Here is a 12827-nt window from a genome sequence, read left to right as displayed (position 1 = left end):
CGGAGCGCCCGCCCCGCCGTCGCACCGTCGGATCAAAGCGCCGCCGTTCGTCCGCGGTCGTTGCACAGGGCCCAGATGACGAAGACGGCGAGCGCGATCGACACCAGCGCCCAGATCGGCTGGTACGGCAGCCACATGAACTGCAGGACGATGACCACGGCGGCGAGGCCGACCCCGACGCCGCGCGCCCAGGAGGCGCCCTTGAGGACTCCCCATCCTGTGACGGCCACGACGATGCCGAGGAGCAGATGGATCCAGCCCCAGGTGGTCAGGTCGAACTTGAAGACGTAGTCGCCGAGGCGGGTGTACACGTCGCTCTTCGCGATCCCGGCAATGCCGGTGAGGGCACCGAGGATGCCCTCCGTCAGGAGCAGTACCCCGGCGAAGACGGTGCCGCCGGAGGCCCAGGCGCCGTCTCCGGATCCCTTGTGCGGGGCGCTCGCGGGGCTGCCCTGCGCTTCGTCGGCCATGAGGTCCTCCTCGGGTCCCTGCCGCATGCATCTGGCCGCTGCTGCCAGGGACAGGCCCTTCGAGCCTGGGGCGGACCCGGCGGGACAGCGACTCGTTGCGGGCCGTTCGGGTGAGGGCTGCGCCTCCCTGCGGAGCGCTGCGCAGGGAGGCGCGGGGCGGTGCACGGGGGTGCGGGGCGGCCGGGCTGCTTGGCGGTGAAGGGGTTGTGGACGCCGTCGGTGCAGCGGGTGCCGCCTGCCGGGAGGAGGGTGGTGAGGAAGTGCTGGGCCGCGACCTTCCTGCTGCAGGCGGTCGGTACGGCGTGGCCGAAGCCGTCGATGGGCACGAGGCGGGAGCGCGCGCCCAGGGCACGGTTCATGTGCCGGGCCCAGTCGAGGGAGGCGGAGTGGTCCTGGGTCTCGTTGAGCAGCACGATGTTCGCGTTGCCGCGGTTCCAGGGGCCCGTGTAGCGCGGCAGGGGCGAGCGGATCCGCAGCCCCGCGCAGGGCAGACAGCCATCGGTGAGCGCCGAGCCGTCGACGAGGGACTGCTTGCGGGCGTCCCGCAGCAGCGGCCACCACCCTGCCGCGGTGCGGGGCACGGCGGGCATGTCGGAACACTGGGTGGCGTGGCCGACGTCGGTCTCGGTGTACGCGGAGGGTGCGGGAGCCTTGGCCGTGGGGGCCGCGTCGCGGCCGGAGGGGAACGTCTTCGCGTACAGCTTCTGCAGTCCGGCCGCGGCCTTCTGTGCGGTGGCCCGGTCGTAGGAGCCGCCGAGGTCACGGCCGAAGCCGACCAGGTCGGCCCAATTGTCCTTCGACGTACGGTCGTTGGGCCCGTAGTGGTTGACCAGGCGCTGGTACTTGGCCTTGGCGCCGCCCGCGAACGCGCACCGCTTCTTGCCCACGGCGTCGCAGCCGGCGAGGACGGCCTGGGTGACCTGGTTGCTGGTGCGCGCCTCGGTGCTCATGCAGCCGGGCACGTCGTTGAAGCGGTACGCGGCGTCCTCGACGCCGTGCAGGACCATCGAACGCACCGTGTTGGGGTGGACGTTGGCATACACGGAACCGATGACCGCGCCGTAGGAGTGAGGACTTTCTGGCGTACGTCACGCTCGTTGAGGTACATCCCGATGCCGATGGCGAACACCGCGAGCAGCACCCCGAGGCCGATCATGAGCCGGCGCCAGGGCAGCTCGGCCGCGCGCTGCCGGGCCTGTACGGCGCCGTGCCGGGCGAAGCGGATCCGGCTGCCCGGGGACGAGCCGCGCTGTGCGTGCGGAGGCATGCAACGATCTTCGGCCGCGGCCCGCGGTCCCGCCATATGGCACGGGCGCGTGGTCCCCGCGCCATGGCACAGGGCGTCCGGTGGGCCTGTGCGCGGGCCTTACCAGGCGATGGTCTCGTTCGCGGGCGGAGGCGTCACCTTCACCGGCTCGTCGTAGTCGCTGAAGACCAGGCTCGTGTCCTTCTCGGCGCCCTTGGCCACGACCTTCAGGGGGTAGGGCTTGCCCTCGGTGGCCACGTCCGCGGTGTACTGCACGCCGTCGGCGCTGCCGCTGACCGCGATGGCGTCGGTGTCGTCGACGCTCGTCTCGCCGCCCTTGGACAGCCCGGTGACGCTCCCGGTCCCCGTCTCCTTCTGCAGGTTGTCGAGGTTGCACAGAGCGGTGAAGCCCTTGAGGTCGGGATTGTCGACGCTCGCCTTGATGTACTTGCCCTTCAGGTCGTCGGCCTGGCCGACGACCCGGAGCCGGAATCGGCAAGCAGCTTGTCGATCATCTTGTCGTCGAACTTGACCAGGCCGTGGTGCCGTCGGAGAGGATCTCGAATCCGCCGCCGTTGTCGGGCCGTTCAATGGTGCCGCTGCAGCGGTTCTTGCGGTCGACGGAGAGGTCGGCGCTCGCCTCAGCGCAGATCCAGGCCGAGCTGCTGCTCGAGGACCGATGCCTGCCCGGGGGTGGCGAAGACGTAGTAGGTGTCGTATGTGCGGCCCTTGAGTTCTACGTGCATGACCAGGTGGAACCTGCGCGGATCGTCGGCGGGGTCGGGGTTGACGTCGTCCATGAACATGTCGACCGCCAGATGGTCGAGGTAGTCGTCGGACTGGTGCTCCGTCGAGTGGGTCTTCAGGACTCCGTTGCGGCGGAACTCCAGTACTTCGTCGTCGTCACCGTCGGCGCGCAGCCGGACGTCGGTGATGGTGACCGCGCCGTCGGTGAGGGCCGCGGCCCTCTCCAGGATGCCGGTGTAGCTCTCCTCCAGATCGTCGACGTCGTCCGCGTGGGCCGAGACCGCCACCCCGAACGCCTCCAGCGCACCGGCCACTTCACCGGGCGGCAGGTCTTCGTGTGCCCACTCGTCGTAGCGCGCCAGAACGCCGTCGACCGTCTCGCCCGACACCATGCCCATGCGCTGCAGGAGCGCTCCCACCTGGGCGTACGAGCACGGCCTGAACCAGAGCAGCACATCGCCGAGAATGTCCGGGTGCTGCGGCAGTTCGCGCAGGCAGTACAGGGGGATCGTGGTGCCGCCGGCCCGCTTGTCGGGCTGGTCCACGAACGGCATCCCGGTCCATGTGTGCTCCGGCGACCCCGGAGCGCCGGGCCCGGCGTGCGGGTCGAAGGGTATGTACTGCCACATCGCGCCCTTGTTCCGCCGGATCACCTCGCCCAGATACCAGCAGGCGCCCTGCACGAACGGCTCGTCCCGTGCGGCGTCGAACTCCGCCGCCGTGGCGAACCGCCGCCGCACGGCCGCCGCGAGCCGGTCCAGGGAGTCGGGGTGGAAGTTCCGGTCCCATGCCCCGCCGAACGCGTCCTCGGCCCAGTCGCCGAGCGCCTGCTCCCGCTCGGCGAGCCAGGCCGTCAGCGCCGGATCGTGGGGGAGCGGCGCCCGGGGGTCCACTCCCGGCGAGTGCGCCTTCACCGGCTCCCAGCCGGCCACCGCCCGCCGCCGCGCGGCCACGGCCTGCCGCAGTCGCTCGACCTCACCGGCGAACGCCGCCCCGGTGCGCACCCGCAGGGCGTGCGAGATGAGCAACAGCGGTGCCACGGGTGCGAGTTCGAGCTCGGGGTCGGGCGATACGACCGGCTGCCCCGGGAGATCGCCGACCGGCCGGGTGTTCCACCCCCAGGCACCGCCCCCGACGCCGAGCAGCACTTCGCCGAGATAGGCCACGGCGCACTCCTCGAACTCGGCCTGTCCCTCGGCCGCTTCGAGGTCGCCGGACTTCCGGGCGCGCTCATCCCGCTCCAGCAGGTGCGCCTCCAGTGCGGTGAGCGACCCGGGGGTGAAGTCGAAGGGGAAGTGCTCGTCCAGATGCACCTTTTCCAGCAGCAGGAGCTGCTGGCGCAGACCGTCGGTCCACTCCCGCAGCAGTACCCGCGGGGTGTTCTCCGGCTGCGCCTCGGGCCGCGTTCCGCTCACCATGCGATCACTGTAGGGGCGGCCACTGACAGCGGCACTCGGCGTTCGCCGTGCCGCCATTGGACGGACAAATGACGGTGGCTCGAGCCCCGTTGACGGAAGAGGGCCGCCCCGCCAGGCTCGGGCGTGCTCCCGCGTACCTCTCATCGCTTGACCCCCGTCATGGAGGGCCGATGCCCAGACGCAGCGCACGACTCCTGCTCTCGATCGTCATGCTCGTCGCCGCCGCGCTCGGCGGTGTGGTCGCCACGGCCACGACCGCCCAGGCCGACGGCTGTTACACCTGGAACCGCACGCTCTCCCAGGGCGCGTCCGGCGCCGACGTGACCCAGCTGCAGATCCGGGTGGCGGGCTACCCCGGCTACGGCGGTGTGCTCGACATCGACGGTGCCTACGGACCGGCGACCACCGCGGCGGTCAAGCGTTTCCAGTCGGCCTACGGCCTCGCCGCCGACGGCGTCGCGGGCCCGGCCACGTTCAGCAAGCTCTACGCCCTCCAGGACGACGACTGCACCCCGGTCCACTTCGCGTACAGCGAGCTGAACGACTGCAACTCCACCTGGCAGGGCGGCGCGGTCGGCGCGGCCACCGCGAAGGCCAACGCGCTGCGCACGATGTGGAAGCTGGAGGCCCTGCGGCACGCGCTCGGCGACCAGCCCATCACGGTGACCAGCGGCTTCCGCTCACAGGCCTGCAACGACGCGGTGGGCGGCGCCTCCAACAGCCGTCATCTGTACGGCGACGCGGCCGACCTCGGCGCGGGCCCGCACTCCCTGTGCAAGCTCGCCCAGCAGGCCCGCAGCCATGGCTTCAACGGCATCCTCGGCCCCGGCTACCCGGGCCACAGCGACCACACCCACGTCGACCACCGCGCGAGCCGCTACTGGTCCGCTTCGAGCTGCGGCATCTGAGCGAGGTGCGCGTGCCGGGTCATGAACCCGGCCGGCCGGCGGTCCCGGAGAGCCTGGCGGTGGTGAACTTCCGCCGCCAGGCAAGGGACACGTGGACGAGCGCCACGAGCACCGGCACCTCGATCAGCGGGCCGACGACCCCGGACAGCGCCTGGCCCGACGTGACGCCGAAGGTGGCGATGGCGACGGCGATGGCCAGCTCGAAGTTATTGCCCGCGGCCGTGAACGCGAGGGTGGCGGTGCGGCCGTAGTTCAGGCCGATGACCTTGCCGAGGGCGAAGGTCCCGAACCACATGAGCGCGAAATAGACGAGCAGCGGCAGCGCGATGCGGACGACGTCCAGCGGCTGTGAGGTGATCGTCTTCCCCTGCAGCGCGAAGAGGATGACGATGGTGAACAGCAGTCCGTAGAGCGCCCAGGGGCCGATCTTCGGCAGGAACGTGGCCTCGTACGCCTCGCTGCCCAGCCTCTTCTCGCCGATACGGCGGGTCAGGAACCCGGCGAGCAGAGGGACACCGAGGAAGATGACCACGTTCAGGGCGATCTTCCACATGGAGATGTCGAGGGTCTCGCCCTGCCCGAGGCCGAGCCATCCGGGCAGGATGTCGAGGTAGAACCAGCCCAGGAGGCCGAAGGCCAGGACCTGGAAGACCGAGTTGAGGGCGACCAGGACGGCGGCGGCCTCGCGGTCGCCGCAGGCCAGATCGTTCCAGATGATCACCATGGCGATGCAGCGGGCGAGCCCGACGATGATCAGGCCGGTGCGGTACTCGGGGAGGTCGGGCAGGAAGGTCCAGGCGAGCGCGAACATCACCGCCGGGCCCACGACCCAGTTGACGGCCAGCGACGCGGCCATGAGCCTGCGGTCGCCGGTGACGGCGTCGAGCTTGTCGTAGCGGACCTTGGCCAGGACCGGGTACATCATGATCAGCAGTCCGACGGCGATGGGCAGCGAGATGCCGCCGATCTCCAGCTTCGCCAGGACATCGTTCAGGCCGGGGACCAAGCGGCCGAGTCCGAGCCCGAGGGCCATCGCCGCGAGGATCCACGCGGCCAGGAAGCGGTCGAGCGTCGAGAGCTTCGCGACGACCGAGGGTTCGTCCTCGACGGTCGCGGGTGTTTCGGTGCGGGTCACGGACAGGCCCTCTTGTTGGTGCCGGCGGTACGGGCGGTCTCGGCCAGCTCGGCGAACCGGTCGGCGAGCGAGGCGATGACGTCGGGGCGGAGCCTGTAGTAGGTGAAGCGCCCGCACGGCTCGGTGTCGACGACCCCGGCCTCGCGCAGCACCTTCAGGTGGTTGGAGAGATTGGTCTGCTTGGCGCCCGTCTCCTCTACGAGATGCGTGGTGCACAGCGTCTCGTGGGCGAGCAGGGTCACGATCCGCAGTCTGAGCGGGTCGGCGAGCACTCGGATCAGATCAGCTTCGACTGATGTCAGCATGGGCTGATACTGTCACATCAGTCAAGCCTGATGCCAGTCGGCGCTGATGCGTTCGGATCCTTGCTCGTCCCTGCGGATCCTTGCTCGTCCCTGCGGATCCCTGCGGATCCCTGCGGATCTCTACGGATCCACGCGGACCTGCCGGCTGCGCCCCCGCCGTGAAGGAAGTGGCCATGTCCTCCGCCCCGCTCGCCTCCGTGCTCTTCGTCTGCGTCCACAACGCCGGCCGCTCCCAGATGGCCGCCGGATTCCTCGGCCACCTGGCCGGTGACCGCATCGAGGTCCGCTCCGCCGGTTCCGTACCGGCGGACCAGGTCAATCCGGCCGCCGTCGAGGCGATGAAGGAGGTCGGCATCGACATCGGCGACCAGAAGCCCAAGGTGCTGACCACCGAGGCCGTGCAGGCGTCCGACTACGTCATCACCATGGGCTGCGGCGACGCCTGCCCGGTCTTCCCCGGCAAGCGCTACCTCGACTGGGCCCTGGAGGACCCGGCGGGCCAGGGCGTCGCGGCCGTGCGGCCGATCCGCGACCAGATCAAGGACCGGATCGAGGCCCTGATCGCCGAGATCGACGCGGCGCACAAGGCGTGACCGCCGCGTAGACCCGGGGCCGAGGCGCCTCAAGAGTCCAACTCCCGCCCCGTGTTCGTCCATGGCGGTCTCCCGCCTGCGCGGCCAGCCTGTCCTCAAGCTCTCCCCCACAGAGAGGACCTGTGCATGTCCGTTCTGACCTTGCGTCGATGTGCGGCAGTCGGCGCGGCAGCGGGGCTTTTGCTGTTCGCGGCCCAACCGGCGTCCGCGGACGTCGGTGGCGGCAATGTGTCCGTCGGCTGGCAGATGTCCGGCACCCCCTCCGCCGGACTGACCGACATCACTTTCCCGATCACCGTGAACCCCGCGACCGCCCACAAGAGCGGGATCTACTTCGCCCAGCAGTTCGGCTTCACCAACGCCCCTGACGTCGGCTACACCGGTCTGCAGCCGCGGGAGAACAGCGGCGGCAGCGAGCGGCTGTCCGCCCGGTTCTCCAGCTTCGTCGCGGGCTCGACCACCTCCGACCCGCTCTGCCACGAGGGCGCCGACGGCGGGCCCGGTGTGACCTGCGCGGTGGACTTCGACGCCGTCTACGGCCACCGGTACGACATCAAGGTCGAGCGGACCGGGAACGACACCTGGACCGGAACGGCCCGGGACACGGTCAGCGGCAAGGAGACCCACCTCGGCGCCTGGACGCTGCCCGAGGGAAGCGGCAATCTCCAGGGCTCCCAGGGCGGCTTCGTCGAGTACTACGCGGGGATTCCCAGCTGCGCGGAGATGCCGCGGTCCGACGTCGTCTTCGGGGGACCCACGTCCACCAACAGCGGCGGCCTGAGCGGCACTTCCAGGGCCAACTACGAGTACAGCGACTGCGTCGGCGAGTCCGGCTACCAGGCACAGGACGACGGAGCGGGCACGCACATCACCCGCGGCTTCGTCTCCTGAGCACCCTGGTGACTGGGCACCCGTGCGGCCTGCCCCCTGGGTATCCGTGCGGCCTGTGCCCCGCGCACCCATGCGGTCCTGTGCCCCGCGAAGTCGTGGGGCACAGGGCTCCGCACCGTCAACTGGGGCCCCCGCCACGGCGGGAGCGGGCCAGCGCGAGACCGCCGGCGGCCAGACCGATCGCCCCCACGACCAGGGCCACGACGCCCCCGGCGAGACCGTTGCCGGTACCGACACCGCCGTCGGCGGTGGCCACGACAAGGGCACCGAGGACCATGCCGACGACCGCCGCCGTCAGGGCCACGACGGCGCCCCTCCGCGCGGAGCCGATACCGATCCCGATCCGGCCGGCGGGGCGGGCGAGCGCCCGGCCGCCGATGACCGCACCGGCGAGCGCCACCAGGGCGCCGACGGTGGCCCCGAGGCGGCCGGTGCTCATGTCGTACACACTGGCGGCGGCCGGCTGGGCCGAGACGTACGCGGTCACGGGTGCGGCGAGCACGGATGACACTGACATGACGGGCTCCGTAAGTGGTCGGGCGGCCCGGGAGGGCCGGTTGTGGATGTGGTCCGAGCATGTCGGCCGGGGCCACCGCCGGTCGTCCGGCAGACGCGGACGATCCGTCCTGCCACCGCTGCCGCATCCGGCTGCCGCGGCCGCCGCAGGAACCGCGCGGATACCACGGATGCGGTAGCCGCCCGATCGCCCGCAGGCAGGACTCGCACGCGCGGGCATCCCGCTAGGGTGCGCGCATGGGCAGGGGGCGGGTGGGCGCGAGCGACTGGGCGATCGCCGTCGGCATGGCGGTGATCCTGCTGGTCACAGGGGTGTCGGAGGGGAAATCCGGCCCCCGTGTCGACCTGCTCGGCTATGCGCTCCTGGCGGCCGGCGGCCTGGCGCTCGTCGCGCGGCGCCGCGCTCCGGTGCTCGTCCTGGCCGGCACCGGACTGTGCGTGGTGGGGTACCAGGCGGCGGGTTTCGACGTGCCGGCCGTCGCGTACCTGTTCGCGGTGTACGCCGCCGTACGCGAGGGGCACCGCACCTTCACGGTGGCGGCGAGCGTGATCATGCTGGCGGCGCTGCCGTTCGCGGCCCTCGCCTCGGGTCTGCACGACACGGGGGAGGCGTTCGCACAGGCCCGCGGCGCCCTCGAACTGGCCTGGCTGGTCGCCGCCGGTGCCGCGGGGGAGGCGCTGCGGCAGGCGGAGCGGCGTGCGGACGAGGCCGAGCGCACCCGGGAGGAGACGGCGCGGCACCGCGCGGACGAGGAACGGCTGCACATCGCGCGGGAGTTGCACGATTCGCTCACCCACCAGATCTCGATCATCAAGGTGCAGTCCGAAGTCGCCGTCCATGTCGCGCGCAAGCGGGGCGAACAGGTGCCGGAGGCCCTGCTCGCCATCCAGGAAGCGGGCCGTGAGGCGACCCGGGAGCTGCGGGCGACCCTGGAGGCGCTGCGCGACGACGACACCATCCCGCCGCGCGGGCTCGCCCACGTCCCCGAGCTGGTGGAACGGGCCCGCTTCAGCGGTCTGGACGCCACGCTGACGATCGAAGGGCGACGAGGCGACGTACCCGCGGCCGTGGACCGGACCGGCTACCGGATCGTCCAGGAAGCGCTCACCAACATCGCCCGGCACGCGGACGCCGCCACCGCGTCGGTACGGATCGACTGGCGTCCGGACGTCCTCGCGATACGTGTCGACGACGACGGCAGGGCCACACCGGGCACCGCACCGACACCCGGCGTCGGCCTGCTCGGCATGCGGGAACGGGTCACCGCCCTCGGCGGCCGGCTGCGCGCACAGCCGCGCGACGAGGGCGGCTTCACCGTGCAGGCCGAACTCCCCGTGGAGCGGACCTCGTGATCCGCGTCCTGCTGGTCGACGACCAGCCGCTCCTGCGCAGCGGATTCCGCGCCCTCCTCGACCTCGAGGACGACATCGAGGTGGTGGCCGAGGCCGCCGACGGACAGGAGGGCGTGGCCCTGGCCGGGCGGCATCTACCCGATATCGCCCTCATCGACATCCGGATGCCGGTCGTCGACGGCATCGAGGCGACCCGGCGGATCGCCGCGGACCCGGCCCTCGCGCAGGTGCACGTCGTCATCCTGACCAACTACGGCATGGACGAGTACGTCTTCAACGCGCTGCGCGCGGGCGCCGCCGGGTTCCTCGTCAAGGACATCAGGCCCGAGGACTTCCTGCACGCCGTACGCGTCGCCGCGCGCGGCGACGCCCTGCTCGCGCCCGCCATCACCCGCAAGCTGATCAACCGGTATGTCACCCAGCCCCTCACTCCCGCCGTCGAGACGGGCCTCGAAGAGCTGACCAACCGGGAACGCGAGGCTGTCGCCCTGGTCGCCCGCGGTCTGTCCAACGACGAGATCGCCGACCGTATGGTGATCACGCCGATGACCGCGAAGACCCATGTCAACCGGGCCATGACCAAGCTCCATGCCCGTGACCGCGCGCAGCTAGTGGTCTTCGCGTACGAAGCCGGTCTGGTGGCCCCGGGCAACAACTCATGACGTCCCGATGTGGCGGGGGAACTCGCCCGCGCCGAGAATCGTTGCTTGAGTCCAGTTCGAGAACGGAGTCATGAGTTGTCCGCCAGACCGACGGACCCTCCGGGGCACAGTCCCGGACCATCCCGCCTGATGAAGGCTGATCGCGGCACGCGGCGGGGTGGTGTTCGATGAGTGCCGCACTCGGCCTCCTGGCCGTACTCGTCCTCACCGTGGGCACCGGCTATTTCGTCGCCCAGGAATTCGCCTATGTCGCCGCCGACCGGCTCGCCCTCGCCCGAGAGGCGGCAGCCGGGGACAAGCGGGCGGCCCGCGCCCTGAAGGTCCTGGAGCGGCTTTCCTTCATGCTGTCCGGCGCGCAGCTCGGCATCACCGTCACCGGCCTGGTCGTCGGTTTCCTCGCCGAGCCGTCGGTGTCCGCGCTGCTCACCCCCGCCCTGGACGGCACCGGCATGTCCGATGCCGCGGTCTCGACCCTGTCCGTCATCGCGGGCTTCGTGGTCGCCACGGTGCTGCAGATGGTCGTCGGCGAGCTCGCCCCGAAGAACCTCGCCCTGGCCGTCCCCGAACGCCTGGCGAAGTCCCTCGCCGCCTCCACGCTCGCGTATCTGAAGGTGGTCGGGCCCGCCGTGCACATCTTCGACGGCGCGGCCAACAAGATCCTGCGCAAGGCCGGCATCGAGCCCGTCGAGGAACTGCACCACGGCGCGAGCCTCGAAGAGCTCGGCCACCTCATCGGCGAGTCCCACGAGGAGGGTCATCTGCCGCGGCACACGGCCGAACTCCTCGACCACGCCCTGGAGTTCTCCGAGCGCACCCTGGACGAGGTGATGGTGCCGCGCGCGGACGCCGTCTTCGTCCGCGAGGGCGCGAGCGCCGCCGAGGCCGTGGAGCTGATCGCCAAGCACGGCCACTCGAACTACCCCGTCTTCGGCGACCACCCCGACGACATCACCGGCGTGCTCGGCGTCCGTGAGCTGATGCGGCTGCCCGCCGCCCGCTTCGAGCGCGCCCTGGCCGGGGAGGTGGCCCGGCGGCCGCTGCTCCTGCCCGACACGCTCCACCTGCCGGGCGCCGTGGCGCAGATGCGCGAGCGGGACGACGAGTTCGCGGTCGTCCTGGACGAGCACGGCGGCGTCGCGGGCATCGTCACCTACGAGGACATCGCCGAGGAGCTGGTCGGTGACATCGCCGACGAGAGCGACCGCGTCGTGCACATCGCCGTCCCGGACGGCGACGGCTGGCTCGTGGACGCAGGGCGCCGCCTCGACGAGATCGCCGACGCCACCGGCATCGACCTGCCCGAAGAAGAGGACTACGACACCGTGGCCGGCCTGGTCGTGGACCGCCTCGGCCGCTTCCCGGCCATCGGCGACCGGCTCACCGTCGCCCTGTCCGACGGCGACGAGGCCGCCATCGCCGTACTGCGCCTCGACCGGCATGTGCCCGAGCGGGTCCGTATCGAGCGTCTGTCGCGGCACCGCACGCACAGCTCCGCGGACGGGGAGGCCGGCGTATGAGCTTCCCCATGGCCCTTTTCGTGACGCTGCTCCTGCTGATCGGCAGTGGCTTCTTCGTCGCCGCCGAGTTCGCGCTCGTCGCCGCCAAGCGGCACCGTATGGAACAGGCCGCCGCCCAGGGCAGGCGCGGCGCCAAGGCCGCGCTCGCCGGGATGCGGGAGCTGTCGCTGATGCTCGCGGGCGCCCAGCTCGGCATCACCATCTGCACGCTTGGCCTCGGCTCGGTCTCCAAGCCGGCGATCTCCCATGCGGTCGACCCGCTCCTGGTGAAGCTCGGCCTGCCCGCCGGGCTCAGCTACGGCATCGCCTTCGCCCTCGCCATGATCGTGGTGGTGTTCCTGCACATGGTGCTCGGCGAGATGGCCCCCAAGTCCTGGGCCATCGCGCACCCCGAGCGGTCCGCGATGCTCCTCACCCCGGCGTTCCGCGCCGTGGTCACGGCGGTACGCCCGCTGATCTGGGTGCTCAACAAGGTCAGCAACGGCCTGGTGCGGCTGTGCCGGGTCACCCCGCGCGACGACCTCGCCTCGGTGCACAACCGCGAGCAGCTCACCCAGCTCGTCGAGGAGTCCGAGCGGCTCGGCCTGATCAGCAAGGCCGACTCCGGCCTGATCACCAGCTCGCTCACCGAGCCGCAGACCCCGGTGGCCGACCTGGTGACACCCGCCGGCCGGATCACCGCGGTCCCGGCGGCGGCCGATGTCGAGGAGATCCTGCGGGCCACCGCGGGCAGCGACCGCACCCGGCTCCTCGTCCTCGACGGCAACACCGTCCTCGGCTCGGTGCACGCCCGTGACGCCCTGGTCGCCCGCGCCGCGGGACGGCGGCTCGACGCCCGTCATCTGGCCCGGCCCGTACCGGAGCTGGGGCCCGGGGACACCGTCGCCCAGGCCGTCGACGAACTGCGCAAGCGCCGTGCGACGCTGGCCGTCATCTGCGACGACTCCGGCCGTCTGGCCGGCCTCGTCAGCCTCGACGACCTGCTCGCCCGCCTCATGGAGCCGCGCGCGGCCTGACGCCGGCTGCGCCGGTCCCGGCCTCCGCCCCGTCGCTCCGGGGCCGCCCC

The 12827-nt window shown here is 71.4% G+C and carries 14 protein-coding genes; 7 read left to right on the top strand and 7 right to left on the bottom strand.

Annotation, left to right across the window (positions count from 1 at the left end):
- Window positions 1-32: 32 nt before the first annotated feature.
- The 4 genes from ACFQVC_RS10975 to ACFQVC_RS10960 form a co-directional block, all read right to left on the bottom strand.
- The gene (locus tag ACFQVC_RS10975; RefSeq protein WP_381829458.1) at window positions 33-470 is read right to left on the bottom strand and encodes a DUF7144 family membrane protein; all 438 of its coding nucleotides are present in this window, start codon (window positions 468-470) and stop codon (window positions 33-35) included.
- Window positions 365-1513 (bottom strand): alpha/beta hydrolase, encoded by a 1149-nt coding sequence (locus ACFQVC_RS10970; RefSeq protein WP_381829456.1) that lies wholly within the window; start codon window positions 1511-1513, stop codon window positions 365-367. The genes ACFQVC_RS10975 and ACFQVC_RS10970 overlap by 106 nt, the downstream gene beginning before the upstream one ends.
- A gap of 323 nt (window positions 1514-1836) precedes the next feature.
- Window positions 1837-2307, bottom strand: a complete 471-nt coding sequence (locus tag ACFQVC_RS10965; protein WP_381829454.1) for a hypothetical protein — start codon at window positions 2305-2307, stop codon at window positions 1837-1839.
- A 50-nt stretch (window positions 2308-2357) separates the two neighbouring features.
- Window positions 2358-3881 (bottom strand): hypothetical protein, encoded by a 1524-nt coding sequence (locus ACFQVC_RS10960; RefSeq protein ID WP_381829453.1) that lies wholly within the window; start codon window positions 3879-3881, stop codon window positions 2358-2360.
- Window positions 3882-4051: 170 nt separating this feature from the next.
- On the opposite strand from ACFQVC_RS10960, the gene ACFQVC_RS10955 reads away from it, so the two are divergent.
- Window positions 4052-4789 carry a D-Ala-D-Ala carboxypeptidase family metallohydrolase gene (locus ACFQVC_RS10955; RefSeq protein WP_381829451.1) on the top strand — a complete coding sequence of 246 codons (738 nt, stop codon included), beginning with the start codon at window positions 4052-4054 and terminating at the stop codon, window positions 4787-4789.
- 19 nt (window positions 4790-4808) lie between these two features.
- Here the strand turns inward: ACFQVC_RS10955 and arsB are convergent, their stop codons facing one another.
- Both arsB and ACFQVC_RS10945 read right to left on the bottom strand, forming a co-directional pair.
- Window positions 4809-5924, bottom strand: a complete 1116-nt coding sequence (gene arsB / locus ACFQVC_RS10950; RefSeq protein ID WP_381829449.1) for an ACR3 family arsenite efflux transporter — start codon at window positions 5922-5924, stop codon at window positions 4809-4811.
- Complete coding sequence (locus tag ACFQVC_RS10945; protein ID WP_381829447.1) at window positions 5921-6229, bottom strand: ArsR/SmtB family transcription factor; 309 nt, start codon at window positions 6227-6229, stop codon at window positions 5921-5923. The genes arsB and ACFQVC_RS10945 overlap by 4 nt, the downstream gene beginning before the upstream one ends.
- 173 nt (window positions 6230-6402) lie before the next feature.
- Between ACFQVC_RS10945 and ACFQVC_RS10940 the strand changes: the two genes are divergently transcribed.
- Window positions 6403-6822, top strand: a complete 420-nt coding sequence (locus ACFQVC_RS10940) for an arsenate reductase ArsC (RefSeq protein ID WP_381829445.1) — start codon at window positions 6403-6405, stop codon at window positions 6820-6822.
- A gap of 126 nt (window positions 6823-6948) precedes the next feature.
- Window positions 6949-7713 carry a hypothetical protein gene (locus ACFQVC_RS10935; RefSeq protein WP_381829443.1) on the top strand — a complete coding sequence of 255 codons (765 nt, stop codon included), beginning with the start codon at window positions 6949-6951 and terminating at the stop codon, window positions 7711-7713.
- A 118-nt stretch (window positions 7714-7831) separates the two neighbouring features.
- On the opposite strand, the gene ACFQVC_RS10930 is transcribed toward ACFQVC_RS10935, so the two are convergent.
- Entirely contained in the window at window positions 7832-8230 is a 399-nt protein-coding gene (locus ACFQVC_RS10930; protein ID WP_381829442.1) for a DUF6223 family protein, read from the bottom strand.
- A 236-nt stretch (window positions 8231-8466) separates the two neighbouring features.
- Between ACFQVC_RS10930 and ACFQVC_RS10925 the strand changes: the two genes are divergently transcribed.
- The 4 genes from ACFQVC_RS10925 (at window position 8467) to ACFQVC_RS10910 (ending at window position 12777) form a co-directional block, all read left to right on the top strand.
- Window positions 8467-9582 (top strand): sensor histidine kinase, encoded by a 1116-nt coding sequence (locus ACFQVC_RS10925; protein WP_381829440.1) that lies wholly within the window; start codon window positions 8467-8469, stop codon window positions 9580-9582.
- Window positions 9579-10244: a response regulator gene (locus ACFQVC_RS10920; protein WP_381829438.1), complete on the top strand. Its 666-nt coding sequence runs from the start codon at window positions 9579-9581 to the stop codon at window positions 10242-10244. Before ACFQVC_RS10925 ends, ACFQVC_RS10920 begins: the two co-directional genes overlap by 4 nt.
- 167 nt (window positions 10245-10411) lie before the next feature.
- Window positions 10412-11761 carry a hemolysin family protein gene (locus tag ACFQVC_RS10915; protein WP_381829436.1) on the top strand — a complete coding sequence of 450 codons (1350 nt, stop codon included), beginning with the start codon at window positions 10412-10414 and terminating at the stop codon, window positions 11759-11761.
- Window positions 11758-12777, top strand: coding sequence for a hemolysin family protein (locus ACFQVC_RS10910; RefSeq protein ID WP_381829434.1), 1020 nt, complete (start codon window positions 11758-11760; stop codon window positions 12775-12777). Before ACFQVC_RS10915 ends, ACFQVC_RS10910 begins: the two co-directional genes overlap by 4 nt.
- Window positions 12778-12827: the final 50 nt, after the last annotated feature.

This window comes from Streptomyces monticola, assembly GCF_042665355.1.
In the GTDB taxonomy this organism is placed as follows: Bacteria; Actinomycetota; Actinomycetes; order Streptomycetales; family Streptomycetaceae; genus Streptomyces; species Streptomyces monticola.
This window is presented reverse-complemented; position numbering and strand designations above follow the sequence as displayed.

Bases quoted from the DNA above. Each gene is read 5' to 3' on its own strand.
- ACFQVC_RS10975 (WP_381829458.1), bottom strand. From the start codon at position 470: ATGGCCGACGAAGCGCAGGGCAGCCCCGCGAGCGCCCCGCACAAGGGA.
- ACFQVC_RS10960 (WP_381829453.1), bottom strand. From the start codon at position 3,881: ATGGTGAGCGGAACGCGGCCCGAGGCGCAGCCGGAGAACACCCCGCGG.
- ACFQVC_RS10955 (WP_381829451.1), top strand. From the start codon at position 4,052: ATGCCCAGACGCAGCGCACGACTCCTGCTCTCGATCGTCATGCTCGTC.
- ACFQVC_RS10945 (WP_381829447.1), bottom strand. From the start codon at position 6,229: ATGCTGACATCAGTCGAAGCTGATCTGATCCGAGTGCTCGCCGACCCG.
- ACFQVC_RS10940 (WP_381829445.1), top strand. From the start codon at position 6,403: ATGTCCTCCGCCCCGCTCGCCTCCGTGCTCTTCGTCTGCGTCCACAAC.
- ACFQVC_RS10935 (WP_381829443.1), top strand. From the start codon at position 6,949: ATGTCCGTTCTGACCTTGCGTCGATGTGCGGCAGTCGGCGCGGCAGCG.
- ACFQVC_RS10930 (WP_381829442.1), bottom strand. From the start codon at position 8,230: ATGTCAGTGTCATCCGTGCTCGCCGCACCCGTGACCGCGTACGTCTCG.
- ACFQVC_RS10925 (WP_381829440.1), top strand. From the start codon at position 8,467: ATGGGCAGGGGGCGGGTGGGCGCGAGCGACTGGGCGATCGCCGTCGGC.
- ACFQVC_RS10915 (WP_381829436.1), top strand. From the start codon at position 10,412: ATGAGTGCCGCACTCGGCCTCCTGGCCGTACTCGTCCTCACCGTGGGC.
- ACFQVC_RS10910 (WP_381829434.1), top strand. From the start codon at position 11,758: ATGAGCTTCCCCATGGCCCTTTTCGTGACGCTGCTCCTGCTGATCGGC.